Origin of the sequence: Sphingomonas sp. CFBP 8760, assembly GCF_014841615.1 — a bacterium.
Taxonomy (GTDB): Bacteria; Pseudomonadota; Alphaproteobacteria; order Sphingomonadales; family Sphingomonadaceae; genus Sphingomonas.
On record NZ_JACYUG010000013.1, the window covers coordinates 37501 to 59372 of the forward strand.

20 protein-coding genes are annotated in these 21872 nt (G+C 66.0%); 9 read left to right on the forward strand and 11 right to left on the reverse strand.

The window, feature by feature from the left end; all coding sequences use genetic code 11:
• Positions 1-216: 216 nt before the first annotated feature.
• The 3 genes from IFT82_RS15055 to IFT82_RS15065 are packed head-to-tail and all read right to left on the reverse strand — an operon-like array spanning position 217 to position 2678.
• A complete protein-coding gene (locus IFT82_RS15055) occupies positions 217-1275 on the reverse strand; it encodes a ribonucleotide-diphosphate reductase subunit beta (protein WP_192128268.1) in 1059 nt (352 codons plus the stop codon).
• Positions 1276-1320: 45 nt separating this feature from the next.
• Entirely contained in the window at positions 1321-2481 is a 1161-nt protein-coding gene (locus IFT82_RS15060; RefSeq protein ID WP_244646796.1) for an acyltransferase family protein, read from the reverse strand.
• Positions 2478-2678: a hypothetical protein gene (locus IFT82_RS15065; protein WP_192128270.1), complete on the reverse strand. Its 201-nt coding sequence runs from the start codon at positions 2676-2678 to the stop codon at positions 2478-2480. Before IFT82_RS15065 ends, IFT82_RS15060 begins: the two co-directional genes overlap by 4 nt.
• A gap of 56 nt (positions 2679-2734) precedes the next feature.
• On the opposite strand from IFT82_RS15065, the gene IFT82_RS15070 reads away from it, so the two are divergent.
• The gene (locus IFT82_RS15070; RefSeq protein ID WP_192128272.1) at positions 2735-2986 is read left to right on the forward strand and encodes a DUF2171 domain-containing protein; all 252 of its coding nucleotides are present in this window, start codon (positions 2735-2737) and stop codon (positions 2984-2986) included.
• A 77-nt stretch (positions 2987-3063) separates the two neighbouring features.
• Here the strand turns inward: IFT82_RS15070 and IFT82_RS15075 are convergent, their stop codons facing one another.
• The 4 genes from IFT82_RS15075 to IFT82_RS15090 form a co-directional block, all read right to left on the reverse strand.
• On the reverse strand, positions 3064-3519 hold the full coding sequence (locus tag IFT82_RS15075) for an endonuclease domain-containing protein (protein ID WP_244646798.1): 456 nt from the start codon (positions 3517-3519) through the stop codon (positions 3064-3066).
• A gap of 19 nt (positions 3520-3538) precedes the next feature.
• Complete coding sequence (locus tag IFT82_RS15080; protein WP_192128397.1) at positions 3539-5449, reverse strand: ribonucleoside-diphosphate reductase subunit alpha; 1911 nt, start codon at positions 5447-5449, stop codon at positions 3539-3541.
• Positions 5450-5920: 471 nt separating this feature from the next.
• Complete coding sequence (locus IFT82_RS15085) at positions 5921-6508, reverse strand: Npun_F0296 family exosortase-dependent surface protein (RefSeq protein ID WP_207105799.1); 588 nt, start codon at positions 6506-6508, stop codon at positions 5921-5923.
• Between the two features lie 499 nt (positions 6509-7007).
• Complete coding sequence (locus IFT82_RS15090) at positions 7008-9623, reverse strand: EAL domain-containing protein (protein WP_244646799.1); 2616 nt, start codon at positions 9621-9623, stop codon at positions 7008-7010.
• A 140-nt stretch (positions 9624-9763) separates the two neighbouring features.
• On the opposite strand from IFT82_RS15090, the gene IFT82_RS15095 reads away from it, so the two are divergent.
• On the forward strand, positions 9764-11284 hold the full coding sequence (locus IFT82_RS15095; protein ID WP_192128276.1) for a fumarate hydratase: 1521 nt from the start codon (positions 9764-9766) through the stop codon (positions 11282-11284).
• A 137-nt stretch (positions 11285-11421) separates the two neighbouring features.
• A complete protein-coding gene (locus IFT82_RS15100; protein ID WP_192128278.1) occupies positions 11422-11844 on the forward strand; it encodes a DUF2501 domain-containing protein in 423 nt (140 codons plus the stop codon).
• 67 nt (positions 11845-11911) lie between these two features.
• Here the strand turns inward: IFT82_RS15100 and IFT82_RS15105 are convergent, their stop codons facing one another.
• On the reverse strand, positions 11912-12178 hold the full coding sequence (locus IFT82_RS15105) for a hypothetical protein (protein WP_192128280.1): 267 nt from the start codon (positions 12176-12178) through the stop codon (positions 11912-11914).
• 107 nt (positions 12179-12285) lie between these two features.
• Here IFT82_RS15105 and IFT82_RS21350 point away from each other — a divergent pair, with 107 nt between their 5' ends.
• Complete coding sequence (locus IFT82_RS21350) at positions 12286-13233, forward strand: CatB-related O-acetyltransferase (RefSeq protein WP_207105800.1); 948 nt, start codon at positions 12286-12288, stop codon at positions 13231-13233.
• Between the two features lie 163 nt (positions 13234-13396).
• Positions 13397-13639 (forward strand): hypothetical protein, encoded by a 243-nt coding sequence (locus IFT82_RS15115; RefSeq protein ID WP_192128284.1) that lies wholly within the window; start codon positions 13397-13399, stop codon positions 13637-13639.
• 115 nt (positions 13640-13754) lie between these two features.
• Here IFT82_RS15115 and IFT82_RS15120 read toward each other — a convergent pair whose 3' ends face one another.
• Together IFT82_RS15120 and IFT82_RS15125 are read right to left on the reverse strand one after the other, a co-directional pair.
• On the reverse strand, positions 13755-15002 hold the full coding sequence (locus IFT82_RS15120) for an ABC transporter permease (protein WP_192128286.1): 1248 nt from the start codon (positions 15000-15002) through the stop codon (positions 13755-13757).
• Between the two features lie 694 nt (positions 15003-15696).
• Positions 15697-16251, reverse strand: a complete 555-nt coding sequence (locus tag IFT82_RS15125) for a hypothetical protein (protein WP_192128287.1) — start codon at positions 16249-16251, stop codon at positions 15697-15699.
• A 145-nt stretch (positions 16252-16396) separates the two neighbouring features.
• Between IFT82_RS15125 and IFT82_RS15130 the strand changes: the two genes are divergently transcribed.
• The 3 genes from IFT82_RS15130 (at position 16397) to IFT82_RS15140 (ending at position 18856) form a co-directional block, all read left to right on the forward strand.
• Positions 16397-16768 carry a PRC-barrel domain-containing protein gene (locus IFT82_RS15130; RefSeq protein WP_192128289.1) on the forward strand — a complete coding sequence of 124 codons (372 nt, stop codon included), beginning with the start codon at positions 16397-16399 and terminating at the stop codon, positions 16766-16768.
• 48 nt (positions 16769-16816) lie between these two features.
• Complete coding sequence (locus IFT82_RS15135) at positions 16817-17272, forward strand: DUF3597 domain-containing protein (protein WP_192128291.1); 456 nt, start codon at positions 16817-16819, stop codon at positions 17270-17272.
• 87 nt (positions 17273-17359) lie between these two features.
• Positions 17360-18856 (forward strand): immunoglobulin domain-containing protein, encoded by a 1497-nt coding sequence (locus IFT82_RS15140; protein ID WP_192128293.1) that lies wholly within the window; start codon positions 17360-17362, stop codon positions 18854-18856.
• 10 nt (positions 18857-18866) lie between these two features.
• Here IFT82_RS15140 and uvrB read toward each other — a convergent pair whose 3' ends face one another.
• Entirely contained in the window at positions 18867-21065 is a 2199-nt protein-coding gene (gene uvrB, locus IFT82_RS15145; protein ID WP_192128295.1) for an excinuclease ABC subunit UvrB, read from the reverse strand.
• A gap of 151 nt (positions 21066-21216) precedes the next feature.
• Here uvrB and IFT82_RS15150 point away from each other — a divergent pair, with 151 nt between their 5' ends.
• Entirely contained in the window at positions 21217-21783 is a 567-nt protein-coding gene (locus tag IFT82_RS15150) for a hypothetical protein (RefSeq protein ID WP_192128297.1), read from the forward strand.
• Positions 21784-21872: the final 89 nt, after the last annotated feature.

Genomic DNA, 21872 nt, shown 5'->3' on the forward strand with positions numbered 1-21872 from the left:
CAGCTTCCTGCCAATCTAAGCAACGAAAGAGGCCAATTTCCACAGGAAGGTGGCGGCTACGAAAGCAGCAATCATTTTCAACCGACGCAGTGGCGCTTCACTCACTGTGGCAGGGGACTGATGCATATGGCGTATTGTATTGTGAGTTAACGATTTTTGCGTTACATGCGGCTTGGTTGTACCGGGGAAGGAACATTCCCACCCCGGCATCCGACCTCACTCCGCCGCCACACCCGCGCGGCTGAACATATCACCCATCCCGCTCAGATCCTCGTTTGCCGGGGGCATGATGATCTTCGCCTTCTGGCGCTTGTCGAACGAATCCCACACGTCGTTCCACTGGCCCTTGGTCGCGGCCTTCGAATATTCGGTGGCGCGCTGTTCGAAGAAGTTGGCGTGCTCGACGCCGTTCAGCATCGGGGCGAGCCAGGGCAGGGGGTGTTCGTCGATCATGTAGATCGGCTTCAGGCCCAGCTGGCCCATCCGCCAGTCGGCGATGAAGCGGATGTACTTCTTGATCTCCTTCGGCGTCATGCCGTTGACCGGACCCATCTCGAACGCGAGGTCGATGAAATTGTCCTCCAGCCGGATCGTCGTCTGGCAGACATCGGCGATGTCGTCCTTCACCGCCTTGGTCAGGCACTGGCGCTCCTGACAGAAGGTGTGGAACATCTTGATGATGCCCTCGCAATGCAGGCTCTCGTCGCGGATCGACCAGGTGACGATCTGGCCCATGCCCTTCATCTTGTTGAAGCGCGGGAAGTTCATCAGCATCGCGAAGCTGGCGAACAGCTGCACCCCCTCGGTGAAGCCGCCGAACATGGCGAGCGTGCGGGCGATGTCCTGATCGTTGTCGACGCCGAAATTCTGCATGTAATCATGCTTTTCCTTCATCTCGGCATATTCGAGGAAGGCGCCATACTCGCTCTCGGGCATCCCGATCGTGTCGAGCAGGTGGCTGTAGGCGGCGATGTGGACCGTCTCCATGTTGCTGAACGCGGTCAGCATCATCTTGATCTCGGTCGGCTTGAACACGCGGCCGTATTTCTCGTGGTAGCAATCCTGCACCTCGACGTCCGCCTGGGTGAAGAAGCGGAAAATCTGGGTGAGCAGGTTGCGCTCGTGATCGGACAGTTTCTGCGCCCAGTCGCGGCAATCCTCGCCCAACGGCACCTCTTCGGGGAGCCAGTGGAGCTGCTGCTGGCGCTTCCAGAATTCGAACGCCCAGGGGTATTCGAAGGGCTTGTACTGCTTGGAGGCGTGAAGGAGGGACATGGGATTACTCCGGTACGAAAGCGGGAAAGGGATGCGGGCGGCGGATCATTGGCCGTTCGCCCAGAGAATGGTGCCGCCGGCGATGCCGATGGCGAACAGGGTATAGGCGGCGACCTGCGACGCGCGGCCGAGGGCGGGGGTGTACCACCCGCCACGGCGCGCCATCACCTGCCGGTCGATCACGAACCAGGCGACATAGGCGACGACCACCGCCATCAGATAGGAGGTCGCCTTCATCACCGCATCGGGCAGCGGCACGACCAGCTTGTCGACCGCCTGCATCACGAAGCCGCCCAGCCAGTGGTTGAGGTAGAGCGGATAGGAGAGCGCGCCGAACAGCACGCCCCACCGCCCGCGTGCGCCCGGAATGGTGAGCGCGACGACGGCGGCACAGGCGAACAGCGCGCGGGCGGGCGGGACGTTCCACCGCCAGGCGACCGCGAACAGCGCGACGGCGAGCAGCCCGAGCAGCGCGTGGCGCAGCGGCTCCCCCGTGGCGAAGCCGTAGCGGCGATGCGCGACCGCGGCAGCGACGCCGAGCGCGATCGCCGCGAACTGCGACTGCGCGACCAGCAGCAACGCCGCGATCAGGACCCAGGTGACCAGGCTGCGCCCACGCCCCAGGAACAGCATCACGATCGGCGCGGCGAGGTAGAACTGCTCCTCGACCGAGATGCTCCAGAAATGCGCGCCGGTGCCGCCCAGCGGCATCTCGGTCAGCGCCCGCGGGAAGGTGGTGAAGGTGTAGTGGGTGAACGTCAGGTCGTAGAACAGGTATTTGAACCAGTTCCCGTCGATCCCCTGCCGCACCGCCGCCAGCCCGTAGACCAGCGTGGCGGTGGCGAGATAGGGCGCCCAGATGCGGGTGGAGCGGTTGTAGAAGAAGCGCGGCAGCTCCGCCGCGGTGGTGCGCAGCAGGATGCCGCCGATCAGCCAGCCCGACAGCGCCAGGAACACCTCCACCGCCAGCCCGCCATTGACGGGGCCGGGCATCGCGATCCCCTCGTGCCCCAGGACCACGACCGAGGCGAGGACGAAGCGGAGCCAGTCGAGCGCGGGATACGCCTCGATCTTGCGCGCTTCGGGATTGTCGCCGCGCGCCATCGCATCGACCACCGCCGCCGGCGCGGTATCCGCCGGGCCGGTCGCGACGCGCCCGGACGACGATGTGGAGGGGGAAGACGACGCGGAAGGGTAAAGGGTCATGGCTCGACGCTCCATTGCCACATCGCGGTGGCCGACAGCGCCAGCACGATGCCGGCGGCGGCGGCCATGATGCCGATCATGCGATAGGCATAGACCTGCCGTTCCGACAACGGCCCGCGCAACCGGACGAGCAGCACGATGCCCGTCAGCGTCAGGATCGCGGCGACCGCGTACATCACCGTGACGCCGTATGTCATGCGACCATCGCCCGCGTAATGCGTTGAGCTGCCGAACCATTCAGAGGAGAATGACGATGGTCGATGCCACCCAGATCAAGGAACATGCCGAAGTGATCGGCGCGGACGGCGTGCATATCGGCACCGTCGACCATGTCGATGGCGACCGCATCAAGCTGACCAAGAACGACTCGCCCTCCACCGAGGACGGGCAGGGCCGGACGCATCACTACCTGCCGCTCGGCCTGGTCGCCGAGATCGAGGGCGATACGCTGCGCCTGTCCGCGACCGCGCAGAACGCGGTGGACATGTTCGAAGAGGCGGAGTGATCCGTCGCTCCCTCTCCCCTTGTGGGAGAGGGAGGGGCCCGCGACCGCAGGTCGTGGGAGGGTGAGGGGGCCGTCCATCAGGGGCGGCCCTTTTGCATGGTGACGTCGAGATCGCCCGCAACCACCGAGATCACACCATCGATATTTGCCATGACGTCGGCATTGGCGAAGCGCACGATCCGGTATCCCTCACGTTCGATAAAAGTCGACCGCATCGCGTCGCGAGCGTCGATACTGGCGTGGCTGTCGCCATCGATCTCGATCACCAGCCTTGCCTGATGGGAACAGAAATCGACGAAGTAGCGACCGATCGGCACCTGTCGGCGCCATTTACCGTTCGGAAACGTCGCGCGGAGGGCATTCCACATCCGTTTTTCCGGTTCGGTTGCGGCGTGGCGCAGGCTTCTGGCATGAGCGGTGGTGTCGGCAGGCAGCAGTTGGCGCTTCGTCAGGCCATCCGCATTCCCCCTCACCCTCCCACGCCGCTGTGCGACGCGGGCCCCTCCCTCTCCCACAAGGGGAGAGGGGGTCAACGGGCGCTCATTGTCCATCTCACTGGCACGCCAGGCATTCGTCGTAATCGGTGCTTTCCAGCTCGTATTTCGGCTTGGCGAGCGTGTTGTCCGTCTCGACGCCGCCCGCGAAGCCGGCGCGCTGCACCGATTTCGAGCGGAGATAGTAGAGCGACTTGATGCCCAGTTCCCACGCGCGGAAGTGGAGCATCAGCAGGTCCCACTTTTCCACGTCGGCCGGGATGAACAGGTTCAGCGACTGCGCCTGATCGATATAGGGCGTGCGGTCGCCGGCAAGTTCGAGCAGCCAGCGCTGGTCGATCTCGAAGCTGGTCTTGTAGCAGTCCTTCTCGTCCTGCGAGAGGAAGTCGAGGTGCTGGACCGAGCCGCCATTCTCCAGGATCGAACTCCACACCGCTTCCGAGTTCTTCGACTTCGCGTTGAGCAGCTTTTCGAGATACGGGTTCTTGACCGAGAAGCTGCCCGACAGCGTCTTGTGCGTGTAGATGTTGGCCGGGATCGGCTCGATGCACGCGCTGGTGCCGCCGCAGATGATGCTGATCGACGCGGTGGGCGCGATCGCCATCTTGCAGCTGAACCGCTCCATCACGCCCATGTCGGCGGCATCGGGGCAGGGGCCGCGCTCGACCGCGAGCTGCATCGACGCCTCGTTCACCTGCGCGTTGATCTGCTTGAAGATCCTGAGGTTCCACGACTTCGCCATCGCCCCCTCGAATGCCAGACCGCGCGCCTGGAGGAACGAGTGGAAGCCCATGACGCCGAGGCCGACCGAGCGTTCGCGACCGGCGCTGTACGCGGCCCGCTCCATGCCGGGTTCGTGGCGGTCGATATAATCCTGCAGCACGTTGTCGAGGAAGCGCATCACGTCCTCCACGAAGCGCTTGTCGTCCTTCCACTGGTCCCACGTTTCGAGGTTGAGCGAGGACAGGCAGCAGACCGCGGTGCGATCGTTGCCGAGATGGTCCCGGCCGGTGGGCAGCGTGATCTCCGAACACAGGTTCGAGGTCGAGACCTTGAGGCCCAGATCGCGGTGATGCTTGGGCATCGTCGAGTTCACGTGATCGGCGAAGACGATGTACGGCTCACCGGTGGCGAGGCGGGTTTCGACCAGCTTCTGGAACAGCGCGCGGGCATCGACGCGGCCCCGCTCGGTCTGGTCCTTGGGGCTGCGGAGAATCCATTCGGCGCCGTCGCGGACGGCCTCCATGAAGGCGTCGGGGATCAGCACGCCGTGGTGGAGGTTCAGCGCCTTGCGGTTGAAGTCGCCCGACGGCTTGCGGATTTCGAGGAACTCCTCGATCTCCGGGTGCGACACGTCGAGATAGACGGCGGCCGAGCCGCGCCGCAGCGAGCCTTGCGAGATCGCCAGCGTCAGCGAATCCATCACGCGGACGAACGGGATGATGCCCGAGGTCTTGCCGTTCAGGCCGACCGGCTCGCCGATGCCGCGGACATTGCCCCAATAGGTGCCGATGCCGCCGCCGCGCGAGGCGAGCCAGACATTCTCGTTCCAGGTGTCGACGATGCCGTTCAGGCTGTCGGGCACCGAATTGAGGTAGCACGAGATCGGCAGGCCGCGACCGGTGCCGCCGTTCGACAGCACGGGCGTGGCGGGCATGAACCACAGGCGGCTGATATAGTCGTAGATGCGCTGCGCATGGGCGGCATCGTCGGCATAGGCGGAGGCGACGCGGACGAAGAGGTCCTGATAGCTTTCGCCCGGCAGCAGGTAGCGGTCGTTCAGCGTCTCCTTGCCGAAATCGGTCAGCAGCGCGTCGCGCGAATGATCGACGTCGAGCGCATAGGGTTGCGGCTTCACCGAGCGGCTGTCGGCCGGCTTGGCCACCGTGGGGGCCGCCGTGGGGGCCGCGACCGGTGCTTCGGCCGTGTCGATCGTTGCGGTCTCGCGTCCGCTGTCGTTGAAATCCATCACCGCGCCATTCCTTCTCGTCTGTGTCGCACCCGTATCGTCGGGCGTCCGACCGGTCGGGAAGAAGTCGGGCTGGGCATCGCGGCCGGGGCCATGGGCTGGCCCCTGCACGGATGAGTCCGTCTTCGTCCGGCACACCATATTGGGTCTGCTCCCGGTCCTTACCCCCACTGATTGTGGCAGATCGGCCGATCAGGCAAGGGCCATCAATAGCCGATCCGGCCGCCTTCGATGCCGGAAAAGACGGTAATGGGCGACGACGCGTGGAAGTCTGCGGGGTTCAGGAATGGCAAGCATGGAATTGCCGCAATAAAAAAATTCGGCATGGCACCAACCGCCGGGTCCGGCGTTCGGTGCCGCCGATATCCGGTACGGGCGCGCGGACGCGACGCATGAAAAAGGCCGCCGGTCCTTTCGGAACGGCGGCCGATTTCGACCCGGCGCCGGCGGGGGCGCGCGGGTGACGTCGTCTTACGAGAAGGCGACGGTGGTCTTGCGACGACGATAGCGGGTCGCCGCGCCGACCATGCCGAAGCCGACCAGCATCAGCGCCCAGGTCGAAGCCTCGGGCACCGCGAACACGACGTTGTCGAGCTCGAACGAGTTCTGCGCGCTGATGAAGCGAACGCCCGCGAACGATGCCTCGCCCTCGGTCAGCGAGATGGTGACGCGACGGTTGGTCAGCATGCTGTCCTGGTCGCCATCGGCATCGGCCGAGAAAGCGGTGCCGCTGAAGCTGGACAGCACCGAGCCGGTGGCGTCCAGCAGTTCAACGATGTTGCCGGCGTCGATCGAGCCGACGAAGAAGCTGACCGTGCGGAACGCCAGTTCCGACGTGATCGTCAGGTTGCCGTTGCCGAACACCGCGGCGTAGCGGCTGCCGTCGCTGAAACCCGGCTGGGCGTAGAAGCCGGCCAGATCGCCCTGAACCAGATCGGCGTTGGTGAACGACGCCGTGAACGGTGCTGCAATTGCGTTGTTGAAATCGATGGTCAGGTCGCTGGCGGGCGCGGCGAAGGCACCGCCGGTCGACACGATCGTGGCGGCCGAGGCCGGCATGGCGAAAGCGGCTGCAGCAACCGCGGCCGTGATAAGGGTATTGCGCATCTCGTGTTCCCCGATGTTCCGATCCGCTGTCCGCCGGCAATGCGGGCGTACCTCGTTCGATCGTTGGTGAGATCAAGCCGTTAACTATAAAAGCTGCGAAAGGGAATAGCGGCAAAGCTTTCAAGACCCCGCGATGTCGGATCGGAAAGGTGCCGGCAGCATCGGAACGGACGTGAAATCTTGGCGGTGAACGGCCCGATGACGGCGACCCGGACCGATCGGATCGACCGTTATCCTCGTTGCAGCGCAGCATTTCCGCCGATTCCGGCCGCCGTCGAGCGATGTGCCGGGTGGCGGGGGCGCGGTTGTCGGGCGACGGCTGGCGGTCCGCCAGCCGCCGTCGATCCGGACGAAATTTATTTTTCGGTCGCCGCCGCCGGGGCGGAACCGGGCAGAAAATCGGCTGCTTTCGGTTGGCCTGGCGCGCCGCGATCCTTCCGCCGGGGGCGAATCAGGCGATGCGGCGAATCGCGGCGACGGGGCCGGGTTCGCTGAGGATCGACAGGTCGATCGGCGCGGCGAAGTGGATGCCGGCGCGCTTGCGATCGGTCCAGCTGATCCGGGCGGCGATCGAGCGGCCTTCGACCAGTTCGATCCGCAGTTCCGCATCGACCGCTGTGCCGTGCGCGGGCAACCCCTCGATCATCGCGCCGGTGATCGAGATGTCGCGCACGCGGACGTCATGCGTCCGCCCCGCGATCGTCACCCGCGCCGAGCGCAGCAGACGGGTGCGCGACGGGCGGCTGACGCGGAAGCCCGACGGCACGGCCCGGCCATCGATCCCCAGCGCGGTGGCGACCTCCGCCGCGGGTACCGGCCGGCCATAGACATAGCCCTGGATATGGCTGCATCCCAGCGAGCGGACCAGTTCGATCTCGTCCTGGATCTCCACCCCTTCCGCGGTGGTTTCCATGCCCAGCGTGTCGGCGAGCATCACGATCGCCCGGATGATCGCGGCGTTGCGGTTGCCCGGCTGCGCCGCGCCGCGCACGAAGGACTGGTCGATCTTGATCTTGTCGAACGGGGCGGTGCGCAGATAGCCGAGCGAGGAATAGCCGGTGCCGAAATCGTCGAGCGCGAGGCGCACGCCCAGCCCCTTCAGCGCCGCGAACATCCGGTCCGAACTGTCCGATCCTTTCAGGAACACCCCCTCGGTGATCTCCAGTTCCAGCCGGTCGGGCGCGAGGCCGGACCGGGCAAGCGCGCTGGCGACGATGCCGGGCAATTGCGGGTTGGCGAACTGCACCGGCGACACGTTGACCGCGACGCGCACGTCGCGCGGCCAGCGTGCCGCCTCGTCGCAGGCGGTGCGCAGCACCCATTCGCCGATCGCGCCGATCAGCCCGCATTCCTCCGCCACCGGGATGAAATCGGCGGGCGACACCAGGCCGCGCACGGGATGCCGCCAGCGGATCAGCGCCTCGTACCCGATCACCACGGCATCGACGGTGCGGACCACCGGCTGGTAGCAGAGGTGGAATTCACCCGCCGGCAGCGCGGCGCGCAGATCGCCTTCCAGCTGCTGGCGATCGCGTGCGCCGGCCAGCATATCGGCCGAATAGAAGCGATGGACCCCGCGCCCCGCCGCCTTGGCCGCATAGAGCGCCAGATCGGCGTTGCGCACCAGCGTGTCGCGGTCGTCGCCGTCATCGGGCGCGATCGCGATGCCGACCGAACAGCCGATCGTGACCGACGTGCCCATGATCGCATAGGGTTGCGAGAGCGCCGCGATCAGATCGTCCGCCAGCGTCGCCAGCGACTGGCGCCCGGCGATGCCCGGCAGCAGCACCTTGAACTCGTCGCCGCCCATCCGGCCGACCAGCCCGCGATCGCCGACGCCGCGCTGCAGCCGCTGGCCCACCTGTTTCAGCAGCGCGTCGCCCGCCTGATGGCCGAGCGTGTCGTTGACCGCCTTGAACCGGTCGAGGTCCATCAGGAACAGCCCGGCGGGGCGGTGCCCCTCCGCGACCTGCGCCAGCGTCTTGTCGATCGACTGGCGCATCCGCTGGCGGTTGGCGAGGCCGGTCAGCGAGTCGAACAGCGCGAGGCGGGTGATCTCCGCCTCCGACCGGCGCAGTTCCGTCAGGTCGGCGCCGGTGCCGATGAAGCCCTGGAACCGGTCCAGCTCGTCGACCAGCGGGCGGCCCCCCATCGACCACCAGCGCCCGCCCGCCGCATCGCCCGCCGCGCAGACCGGATAGTCGGAGAACGACGTGCGCGACGACAGGTGGAACGCGAGCGTGCGTTCGGTGCCGGTGCCGGCCCCCGCGCCGTCCATGCGGAATATCTCGGTCAGCAACCGGCCGAGCGGGGGCGGATCGTGCTCCGCGATCTCGGCGGCGACGCGGGCGGAGATATAGGTGATGCGGCCATGACGATCGGTTTCCCAGAACCAGCCGGTGCCCTGTTCCTCGAACTCGGCGACCATCCGTTCGGCGTGGCGGCCGCGGCCGGTCTGCCTGACCTGTTCGGCGGTGCCGCGACGATCCAGCTGGCCCAGGCGCAGCATCGTCAGCGCCAGCGCGCCGAGCAGCGCCAGCGCCTCGAACCAGACCAGCACGGCGCCGACCATCACCGCCATCGCCACCACCAGCCCCGCGCCGAACACCAGCACCACGCCGCGCACCGGCTGCACCGCCAGCCCGACCAGCCCGATCGCCCCGATCAGCAGCGTCGCCGCGCCCAGCGGCATCATCCCCGTCAGTCCGATGCCGACCGCCTCCAGCATCGACAGCGTCGCGACCGCGAGCAGGCCGGCGGCCAGCGCGGCGCCGCGCGCGCGCCGATAGGGCGGCCAGCCGAGTCGCGTGCCCACGCACAAGGTCAGCCCCGCGAACGCCAGCACCGTGACCAGCGACAGGACCAGCGTGACGGTGGCGAACCCCGACGCCATCATCGCCGCCGCCATCGCCAGCGCCAGCACCCCGCCGGCCAGCGGACAGGCGGCGGCGACCTGCGCCAGGCGCTGTTCGGCCGGCTCGCGATCGTCAGGCCCCCCCGCGAAGCCCAGCAGCACGGGCAGCGGCGGCTTGTCTCCGTAAACAATGGTGGGGGGGCGGATCGGCATGGTCCTGTGGTACCGGTGCGGCCCTTACCAAAGCGGCCATGGACCGTGGTGAACGCGGCGTTAGCCGAACCCCGGCGGGATGGGGGCCGGCGATCGCACCGGATTGCATCGCGCCGCGCCCTGTCGCATGAAGCCGGGCCATGACCACGACCATCCGCGATACCGACCTGATCGAAAGCGTCGCCGACGCGCTGCAGTTCATCAGCTATTACCACCCGATGGATTATATCCGCGCACTGGGCGAGGCGTATGAGGCGGAGCGCAGCCCGGCGGCCAAGGACGCGATCGCGCAGATCCTGACCAACAGCCGGATGTGCGCGGAGGGGCATCGCCCGATCTGCCAGGATACCGGCATCGTCACCGTCTTCGTCAAATGGGGGCAGGATTGCCGCCTGTCGGGCGACCGCAGCCTGCAGGAGGTGATCGACGAGGGGGTACGCCGCGCGTACCTGCACCCCGAGAACAAGCTGCGCGCCTCGATCCTGGCGGACCCCGCCTTCACCCGGCGCAACACCCGCGACAATACTCCCAGCGTCCTGCACGTCGAGATGGTGCCGGGCAGCACGGTATCGGTCGACGTCGCGGCCAAGGGCGGCGGGTCGGAGAACAAGTCGAAGTTCAAGATGATGAACCCCAGCGATTCGATCGTCGACTGGGTGCTGGAGATGATCCCGCAGATGGGCGCGGGCTGGTGCCCGCCGGGGATGCTGGGCATCGGCATCGGCGGCACCGCCGAAAAGGCGATGCTGCTGGCCAAGGAATCGCTGATGGGCGCGATCGACATGGGCCAGTTGCGCGCGCGCGGCCCGCGGAACGATATCGAGGCGTTGCGCATCGAACTGATGGACAAGGTGAACGCGCTGGGGATCGGCGCGCAGGGCCTGGGCGGATTGTCGACCGTGCTCGACGTGAAGATCCTCGACTGGCCGACGCATGCCGCGTCCAAGCCGGTCGCGATGATCCCGAACTGCGCCGCGACCCGCCACGCGCACTTCACGCTGACCGGCGCGGGGCCGGTGTATCTGGAGCCGCCGAAGCTCGACGAATGGCCGCAGGTGGACTGGACGCCCGACAAGGCGGCGATCCGCGTCGATCTCGACACGTTGACGCCCGAGGTGGTGCAGACGTGGAAGCATGGCGACCGGCTGCTGCTGAACGGCAAGATGCTGACCGGGCGCGACGCGGCGCACAAGCGGATCGCCGACATGCTGGCGAAGGGTGAGGAACTGCCGGTCGATTTCAGGGGTCGCGTGATCTATTATGTCGGCCCGGTCGATCCGGTGGGCGAGGAAGTGGTCGGCCCCGCCGGCCCGACCACGGCGACGCGGATGGACAAGTTCACCCGCATGATGCTGGACCAGGGCCTGCTGGCGATGGTCGGCAAGGCGGAGCGCGGGCCGGACGCGACCAAGGCGATCGCCGAGGGCAAGTCCGCCTATCTGATGGCGGTGGGCGGTGCCGCCTATCTGGTGGCGCGCGCGATCAAGGGATCGAAGGTCGTCGGGTTCGAGGATCTGGGCATGGAGGCGATCTACGAATTCGAGGTCGCCGATTTCCCGGTGACGGTGGCGGTGGATGCCGAGGGGCAGAACGTCCACCAGCTGGCGCCGCTGGTCTGGCGCGAGAAGATCGCGCGGGAAGGGTTGCTGACGCCGGCTTGAACCGGGGGGCATGAACCGGGGCGCATGAACTGGGGGGCATGAACCGGGGCGTCGGGGCCGGGCGGGGGCCGTCCCGGCGCGCGGTGCGTTGTTCCTTCGATCGCGGCGCCCGGCGTCGCCCATGAAGGAAGTGTCCGATGAAGCATGTCCTCCTCGCCCTGACCCTTGGCGGCCTCGTCGCGGCACCGGTAGCCGCGCAACAGGCGACCGTCCCGCCGGCCGCGACACCGGCGCGGGGCGGCGGCCTTGCCGACCTGCTGGGGGAGGGCGGCCTGCTGGGCGGTGGCGGCCTGCCGAACATCGCATCGGCGGGGGCGGGCAATGCGGCGGGGCTGCTGGGCTATTGCATCAAGAACAATCTGGTCGCCGGCAACGGCGCGGCGGGTATCCTCGGCCAGCTGACCGGCAAGCGCGGCGTGACCGCGTCACCCGGTTTCGAGGCAGGGCAGCGCGGACAGGTGCAGACCGGCGACAGCGCCTTCTCGCTGGCCGGGGTGCAGGACCGGGTGAAGACGCAGCTGTGCGGCATGGTACTGAAGCGCGCGCGGTCGTTCCTGTAGCCGTTGCCGGCGGGCGGATGTCGGGTCGGGGTGGACGGCCGGACCTTCAGGCGCCGGTCGGCCGCTCCTACCAGAGCATGTGATCGGTAATCACCCCGAACCTGACGAGGAAGCCCAGCGTCGCGCCGATGAGGAGCAGGGTCAGGTACACGGCGATGGCTCGCGTCCGGCTTCGACGGTCCGTCCGGTAACCCATGGTTGATCGCCTCGCCGCTGATGCTGCCGCGAAGGTGACCGATTCAACCGACGTCCGCAATCGGGCGATTGCGTTGAAAAACTCCGCCAGAGGTTGAACCTCGCGGATTCCGCGCAATCCTGTTTCAATGCGCGCCATGCTTTCGCAGCGAAGGCTCGCAATCTGCCTCGCGGGAGTTTTTCAACACAATCGGGCGAAAGCGGTCATCGATCCGATGATGCGCCGGCCCTTGGTCATCCGTGTTGGTGACGCGTCCCCTTCACCCGGTCTCCGGCTTCTCCCGCGTACCGGCGCGGCTCCCCTTCCGGTCAGGTAACGAACGGCGAGGTTCGTCGGAGAACGGATGCTGGCGCTCATGCCGGGACGGGCGTTATATTCGCGCCATGCAAACTCATATCTCCGCCGCCGCGCGTCAGGTCGCTGAAACGCATCGGGTGCGTATCGCCCCTGAAGTCTTGTTCGGTTTTCCGGCGCCGAAGGACACGCTGCTGGAGGCGCCGGTCAGTATTCGCCGGGGTGTCTATGACATCGATTTCATCGGGGCATATAGTTATATGGGCGGGCGGGAGACATTCATCCGCCACGTTTCCTCCATCGGCAGATTCTGCTCGATAGCCAGCAATGTCATTGCGGGGCAGGTCGAACATCCAACCGATTTCCTGTCGTCGTCCCCGATCCTGACCGGCTTCGATGAAATGGGTGATCTCGGTTGGTTCTATGACCAAAACCGCGATGCGGTAGGTAAAGCGATAAATGCTCTCCGATCATCCATGGCCAACCGGACCGAGAAGATCAGGATCGGAAACGATGTCTGGATCGGCGAAGGCGCCTTCATCCGCCGTGGCGTGACGATCGGTGATGGCGCAATAGTCGCCGCCAGGGCCGTGGTGACGAAGGACGCTCCCCCCTATGCCATCGTGGGCGGTATACCCGGCAAGATATTGCGTTACCGATTCGACGAGCCGATCGTTGAAAAGCTTCTGGAACTGCAATGGTGGAACTACGGATTGACGGCTCTGGACGGCGTCGACTTCACGGATATCCATGAGGCCCTGCCGATGATCGAGCACAACATCACGGCAGGGATAGCGCAGCCTTACGAGGGCACGCTCGTCAACATGGAGGCGAATGGGGAAACCACGATCTGGCGGTACGACCCCGAGAAGAACGAACTCGTGAAGCGTGATCGATGAGCTTTTTGTAAAGTTTCGTTGGAAAAATCCGACGTCTTCTGAGGGGCGCTTTTTGCCGGACTGTTTTTCGGTTGCGAATGTCGTGTTGTGGTGTGAACCGGACATTCACTGATTGTGTAGGATCCCTCATGACTTCGCCCTTGGCGGATGACATGGTATCAGCATGACCGGCAAACGTATCCTCGCCATCTTTGCCTATGTGGCCTTCACTGCCGCCTGCGTCATGTTGCTCGGCCTTCTCTGGATATCGGTCAACCTGCTCAATTTTCCATGCGACAGCCCTGAAGACCCAAGGCCATGTGCCCAAGTGGTGCCGTGGTTCTTCGCAACGCGCGCCATTCTTCCCATCGGTGGCGCCTGGGCTTTGATGACTTGGGCAACATTCTGGCGTCGGAGTAGGAAGTAGGGTCGCTGATCGAATGTCTGCGAATGAGCGTTGCCGGACAATCGGCAGCCATGCGGGAATGACCCGGCAGGGGTTCTTAACGATCAACCGGCTGTCGGCATCGCATTCCGCCCGGTCAGCCATGGCGTAATATCAGTGCCGGATCGAGCGCGGCGGCGTGGCGGGCGGGGAACAGGCTGGCGGCGGCGACGCCGGCCATGACCGCGGCGGCGATCCCGGCGAGTTCCGGGGGCGACAGCACCAGCGGCAGATCGCGGAAGATGGCGAGTTCGGGCGAGGGGCCGGCCCAGCGGCCGATCGCGTCCGCCACCGGGTCCTTCGCCGCCTTCAGCCCCAGCCCCAGTGCGATGCCGGCCACCTCGCCGGTCAGCCCGATCGCGACGCCGACCGCGACGAACACCCGTGCGACCGAGCCGGCCGACGCGCCCATCGTGCGCAGGATCGCGATCTCGCGCGCCTTGAACCGGACGAGCATCCCCATCGTCGACAGGATGTTGGCCAGCGCGATGACGGTGACCATCGCGATGATCGCCGCCATCGCGACATGTTCCTGCGCCATCGTCTGGACCAATGCGGCGTTGAGGTCGCGCCAGTGCCGGACGACGACCGGTCCGGTCAGGTGCGTGCGCAGGGCGGGGGCGATCGCGGTGGAGGTCGCGTCGTCGACGGCGGTGATGTCGATCCCCGACGCGACGTCGCCGCGCGCGAACAGCCGCTGCACATCCGCCAGCGGCGCGATGACGCGGCGGTCGTCATAGGTGGCGGCGCCGGTGCGATAGATGCCGGCGATGGTGAGGGGGGTGCTGGTGACGGCCAGCCGACCCGCCCGGTCGATCCGGGCGGTGGTGACGGCGACGGGGTCGCCCGTGCCGATGCCGAGCCGGTCGGCGATCCCGAGGCCGACCGCGATCTCTCCCGTCCGCGCCGGCAGGCCACCGGTGACGAAGGCATCGCCGCCCCGGAACGCGGGCAGGCGGCGCATGTCGGCGACCCGCAGCCCCTGGAACTCGACGGGGGCGACACGGCCGGCGGCGGTGACGAGGCCGGATTGTTTCAGGGTCGGGACGGCGCGGGCGACACCGCGCACGCCGGCCGCCTGCCGGGTCAGCCGGCGCCAGTCGGGCAGGTCGTGGCCGACCCGCGTGACCGCCAGATGCCCGTCGACCGAGGCGATCTGCCCCGCCAGCCGCGCCTCCGCGCCGTTCATCACGCTGACGACGAGGATCAGCGAGGCGACGCCGATCATGACCCCCGCGCACCCGATCGCGGCGACGAGCAGCATCAGCCGCCCGCCCGCACCGGGAAACAGGTAGCGGCGGACGAGCAGCCGCTCATGCGCGGACAGGATCGGGCGGAGGGTCATGGCGCGGCATGGTGGCACGATCGATGCGGCCGGGCCAGCCGATCGTCGGAATGGCCATGGCACCGGTATCGGCCGGAATGCCGGCACGCCGGGCCTGTTCCGGGAGGGGGCATGTCGGGGAAGCGATCCGTTTTACGGACCTGCCGCATGATGCATGTCGGCAAGAGGGACGTCCGTGAGCGTCAGACGCGCCGGGTTACGGGCGGCCCGGTGGCCTGGGAAACGGATTCGGGAAGATTTCGACCATGCCGGCGAAGACCGGGAAGCACGGGGAGCTCTATCGCTGCGCCATCCGTGTCGGAAGGGTGACGGCGTTTTCCCGTGAGTGGAACCGTGACGGGGCCGACGACGGGCGCCTGCAAATGGGACGGATATGAAAAGAGGTTGCCGGTCGTCTCCCGACGAACCGACAACCCCCCAACATGGTCAGCGGCCGGAGTGCTCCAGCCCGGGAAACCATGCGATCATCCGATTCCTTGTCGACCACGTCGTTGATTGGGAGAAGATACTCCCCGACGGGCCGGGCGGATCAGATGCGCGTCCCCCGAACGAACCGAACCGAACTCACTGCTGAACCATGAGACATCGGATCACCTCCTTTCGCTTGTGTATAGCCAATGCGACGATCACTCGCCGCACCCGGAATGTGGGCGATGGGCGCAGGACATGCAAGACCGGAATCGACCGGATGCGGTCAACCGCGACAGTCGTCGATCAGCCGTCCGATCTCCGCCCAGGCGGGAAGGGTCAGGGGGGGCTGGCCGGATCGTTCCACGCCGAAGCGACCGCGGCTGAACGCCATCGCATCGAACAGCGGATCGGTGGCGGGCAACGTCGCGACGATCATCGGCGGCGTCGCCGCTGCGGGGGCGGGCAGCAGGCGGGTCGGCAGGATACGGGTGCTGCTGGTGGTGCGGATCGTCAGCACGCCGGCGGGCGGGGATGGCATGGCGGCGGGGCCGGGCACGGCGACCGAGATCGTGCGCGTCGGCCGGTCGCAGTTCAGCGCGAACAGCACGGTCCCGTCGGCGCCCTGATACCGCGCCGCCGGGCGGGTCGCGTCGACGATATGCCGCCAGTCGCCGGCGGCATAGGGCCGGTCGCGCCAGTCCGGTGCCGGGGCGGGCGGTGGCGGTGGCGATATCGTCACGGGCGGGGGGACGGGGGCGGTGGGCGCCTGACGGGGCGGCGCGACGCAGGCCGCGACGGCGGTGACGGACAGGAGCGGGAACAGGGCACGGAAACGCATCCGGCCCGCCTAGGCGGTCGGGCCGGCGCGCTCAACCCGCGTGCCGTGCCGGCTCGACGGGCCGGGGCCGGAAGCGGGCGATGCGCGCGGCATGGAACCGGCGCACCATGCCACCGGTTCGGCCGGAAACGATAAGGAACCCAAGATGTCCACCGACACGATACCGACGCAGATCCTGATCCAGTCCAACGTCGCGCACAGCCTGAAGATCGAAAGCCGCGATGGCGATTCGGTGGGTTCGGTCTATTCGTTCATGGTCCACAAGGGCACCGGCAAGGTGACGCACGCGGTGCTGAGCCTGGGCGGATTCCTGGGCATGGGGCGCAGCTTCTATCCGCTGCCGTTCGCGCTGCTCGATTTCGATCCGGTGCGCGACCTGTATGTCGTGACGATCGACCGCCGCCTGCTGGAAGGCGGGCCGAGCTGGGCGAACAACGCCCCCGTATTCGACCAGGCCTATGCCGACCGCGTCGCCAGTTACTACAGCACTGGCAGCGAGAACCTGTCGGTCGCCTGATCCCGGCGCCTTACCCCCGTTTCACGTCATCGCACCCAAGGAACAGCCATGAGCATTTTCGGCAAGATCAAGTCCGCCATCTTCGGCGAGCATGGCCCGCTGGGCGGTCAGTTCAGCGGCAAGAAGGATGCGGCCCCCGCGCCGGCCCCCGCCGCGCCGACCGCCGCGCCGACTACCGCCCCGCAGACCACCGCCGCCGAACCCCTGCAGCCGACGCCGCAGGCCGCGCCCGCCGCGCAGCCGCCGGTGGATGTCGAGGCGGTGCTGACCGGCATCGCGCAGCGCAAGGGCGGCCCCGCGCTGAACTGGCGCACCTCGATCGTCGACCTGATGAAGCTGCTGGACCTCGACTCCTCGTTGGACAACCGCAAGGAACTGGCGACCGAACTGGGTTATTCCGGCGCCAAGGACGGGTCGGCCGAGATGAACATCTGGCTGCACAAGGCGGTGATGCGCGAACTGGAGAACAACGGCGGCACCGTGCCGGCCGGACTGAAGGACTGACGGATCGCCATCATATCTACCCCTTATGGAGTATGGCCCAAGTCGGACCGATAGTCGAAGTGGCCCTCAGGTAATGGCGGGGGGACCATGCGCAGGTTATTGGTGCCGGCTTCGGGTTTGTTGTTGGCGCTCTGCGCATGCGGGGGCAGTGATGGCGGCGGCACCGGTGTGCAGATCACGCCGTCATTGGTGCCGGTAACGATTTCGGCCCAGCCTGCCGCCACGTCGGTCAACGCGGATCAACCCGTTGTCCTGTCCGTGACGGCGGCAGGAACGGGTCCCTTGAGTTATCAGTGGCGAAAGGGTGGCGTGGCTGTCGCCGGGGCGGTTGGAGCGACCTTCACCATATCGCGGGCGACGCCAGCGGACGCTGGCAGCTACGATGTCGTCGTCTCAAATGCCGGGGGAAGCATCAACAGCGCCGCCGCTGCGGTCACGGTAACGACGATACCCGTCGGTATCACGCGCCAGCCAACGGATCGAACCGCCGCCGCCGGCTTTCCCATCAGCTTTGCCATTCAGGCGTCGGGGACCGGCCTGACATATCAGTGGAAGCGTGATGGCACCGCCATCCCTAGCGCTACGTCCGGCACGCTGACCCTTCCAACGGCCAGTATCGCCGACGATCAAGCGCGGTTTACCGTCGAGGTGAGCAATGCCACCGGAACGCTGGCAAGCCGAACGGCCATCCTGTCCGTACTGACGCTGAACCCGACCCCAGTGAATTACGTATCCTTTGATAATCGGACAATACCGCTTTATGCTTGGGAGGGAAAACGGGTCGCATTGTTAACGACGGCAAACACATTGTCCTACCCGGCGGTCGCGGCGTTACTTGGGGCCCTTGACTCGGCATATATTTATTATGAATTGGCGACCGGGTTCACACCCGGATCGGGCAAGTCGTTCAATAATAAATTATCAATAGCCCAGGTGGCCACGACCTGCGGCGCAGGTTGTGGCTTTATCGGCGCGCGTGGCATCGAACTGTCAACCGCAACATTCGATACGCTCTATACCGGGGTGCTGGTACGTGACGAATATGACCAAGCAGTTTTCTACGAATTCGGTCGCAATTTTTGGAATTTGACTTCTCGATTGACCTATCGAGCCCCCGACTCGGACGTAGTGACAACCGGATTTGCGGTATTCATGCGGTTCATGGCCATGAACAATGTCGGCGTAGCGGGTGGTCCATTCGGTAGCTGGACCTTTGCAGATTTTCGCATGCGCGTCGAACAGATGGTCGATCTATACCATGACGATACTACGCAGACGTTCGACAACACCCTTAAGATCGGGCGTGCGCAGGCAAACAATCCGTCGCAACTCGGCGCCACCGACCTGTTCGCGTCAATCTGTCTCCGCCTTGCTCGCGATAATGGCGGCGAGGTGTTCGTCCGACGACTCTGGACGGAGGCGGCACGGCGACGGATGGCGCAGACTACGCAAGACGCGGTCGATAATTTTGTCGTAGCCGCATCGATCGCTGCAAACCGCAATCTGGCGCCAGTGTTCATAACGCGATGGCGGTGGCCCGTATCAGCGGCGGCGCAGGCGGAGGTGGCTCGCCTGCCCGCCTGACCGGCGGAAGCTACCGCCCCCCGCGCCGGCCGCCCATGCGCATCTTGCTTTCCTTGCCGAAGCGGGTCTTGCGGGTGCCGGGTTTGCCTTCGTTGCTGCGGCCCATGATCGGGGCCTTCTGCTCGTGCGAGGGCAGGCCGAGTTCGTCGTTCTCCAGCTGACGGATTTCGTCGCGCAGGCGGCCGGCGGTCTCGAATTCGAGGTCGGCGGCGGCGCGGCGCATCTGCTTTTCGAGGTCCTCGATATAGGCGCGCAGATTGTGGCCGACCATGTGGGGCCGATCCTCGTCGATCGGCACGGTGACCTGATCGCCTTGCGAGACATGGGCGATGATGTCGCCGATGTTGCGGCGGATCGTGGTCGGCGTGATGCCGTGTTCGATATTGTATTCCTCCTGCTTCTCGCGCCGGCGGGAGGTTTCGTTCATCGCCCGCTCCATCGAGCCGGTGATGCGGTCAGCATAGAGGATGACGCGGCCGTCGACGTTGCGCGCGGCGCGGCCGATCGTCTGGATCAGCGAGGTTTCCGAACGCAGGAACCCCTCCTTGTCGGCATCGAGGATCGCGACGAGGCCGCATTCGGGGATATCCAGTCCCTCGCGCAGCAGGTTGATGCCGATCAGCACGTCGTACACGCCCAGCCGCAGGTCGCGGATCAGCTCGATGCGCTCCAGCGTCTCGACGTCGGAGTGCATGTAGCGGACCTTGATCCCCGCCTCGTGCATATATTCGGTCAGGTCCTCCGCCATCCGCTTGGTCAGGGTGGTGACGAGAGTGCGGTAGCCCGCCTCCGCGGTCTTGCGGCATTCGACGATCAGGTCCTGCACCTGCTCCTCGACCGGCTTGATCTCGATCGGCGGATCGATCAGCCCGGTGGGGCGGATGACCTGTTCGGCGAAGACGCCGCCGGTCTGCTCCATCTCCCACGTCCCCGGCGTCGCGGAGACGCAGACGGTCTGCGGGCGCATCGCGTCCCATTCGTTGAAACGGAGCGGACGGTTGTCGATCGCCGAGGGCAGGCGGAAGCCATATTCGGCCAGCGTGATCTTGCGACGATGATCGCCGCGCGACATGCCGTTGATCTGGCCGATCGTCTGGTGGCTTTCGTCGACGAACAGCAGCGCGTTTTCCGGCAGATATTCGAACAGCGTGGGTGGCGGCTCGCCCGGCAGGCGGCCGGTGAGGAAGCGGCTGTAATTCTCGATGCCGTTGCAGCTGCCCGTGGCCGCGATCATCTCCAGGTCGAAATTGGTGCGCTGTTCGAGGCGCTGATGCTCGATCAGCTTGCCCTCCGCCTCCAGTTCCTTGAGCCGTTCGGTCAGTTCGTGGCGGATCGCCTCCGCCGCCTGCTTCATCGTCGGCCCCGGCGTGACATAGTGGCTGTTGGCGTAGATGCGGACCGAATTGAGCGTGGCGGATTTCTCGCCGGTCAGCGGATCGAATTCGACGATCTGCTCGATCTCGTCACCGAAGAACGAGATGCGCCACGCGCTGTCCTCATAGTGCGACGGGAAGATTTCGAGATTGTCGCCCCGCACGCGGAAATTGCCGCGCTGGAAGGCGGCGTCGTTGCGCTTGTATTGCAGCGCGACCAGCTTGCGCACGATCTCGCGCTGGTCGGCGCTCTGCCCCTTTTTCAGGTCGAAGATCATCGCGGAATAGGTTTCGACCGAGCCGATGCCGTAGAGACACGAGACGGAGGCGACGATGATGACGTCGTCGCGCTCCAGCAGCGACCGGGTGGCGGAGTGGCGCATCCGGTCGATCGATTCGTTGATCGAGGATTCCTTCTCGATATAGGTGTCCGAGCGCGGGACGTACGCCTCGGGCTGGTAATAGTCGTAATAGCTGACGAAATATTCGACCGCGTTGTTCGGGAAGAACGACTTGAACTCGCCGTACAACTGCGCGGCGAGGATCTTGTTGGGCGCGAGGATCAGCGCGGGGCGTTGCAGCGCCTCGATCACCTTGGCCATCGTGAAGGTCTTGCCCGAGCCGGTGACGCCGAGCAGCACCTGATCCTTCTCGCCGGTCAGCGCGGTGTCGACCAGTTCGCGGATCGCGGTCGGCTGGTCGCCGGAGGGGGTGTATTCGCTGACGAGTTCGAACGGCTTGCCACCCTCCACCTTCTCGGGGCGGGCGGGGCGGTGGGGGACGAAACTCGCGTCCGTTTCCGGCTCGGCGAGACTGGTGCGGATCTGGATGGCCATGGCGCGGGATATGGGGAACGGGAGCGGAACAGGCAACGTGGGGGGCGGCCGGATTACGCATGGCGAGGCCGGCGGACGGTGTTTCCCACATTGTGTTTTATGGCCGGTTCGTGCCTTATCGATCTCTGCCTTCCGTTACGAAAGCGCCGACATGATCGATGCAGTGCCGCCATCGTCGCAACAGATCGTGCAGAAGATGGTCGAATGCGGGGTCGATCGTGCCGGGATCGTCGTGACGGTGGATAATGAAGAAGTCGGCATCATCATCAAGGTCCGGCGCGAGGCCCGCGTCCCGGCGGACCGTATAGCCTGCATCCATCAGGCCACGAAGACGGCGGCGGTGTTCTTTGATGATCCGGCGGTGCGGGACGCCTATCGCCGCTATGCCCTCGACCGTTCCCGACCAGCGCTGCGGGCCAGCGCCGAACCGCAACTCGCCAAGCTGGGGTTGATCGAGGGTTTCCCCCGGCGCTCGGCCTATGCCGACGGCAAGGCTTATGTCCGCGCACTCGAACGTCATGGCGGATTTCCGGCGGGAAGCATATTGGACTTGGCTGGTGAGGGGGTGCTCGTCAACAATTTCAAAAAGTTTACGTCGCCGGCCGACTTCGAGCAAATGACCACCATGATAGCGGTGCTGATGTACGCCACGGGAATCGGCGATTTCGACGGGATGAACCTCGGCGGCAATGCGCCGGCCGCCTCCTCTGGCCAGTAGCCGAAGACCGCGACAAGCTGGGCATGGCGGCGCAACAGGGGGACTATGGTTGACCCCCCGGCGCCCCACACTTATTGCGGCCCATTCGC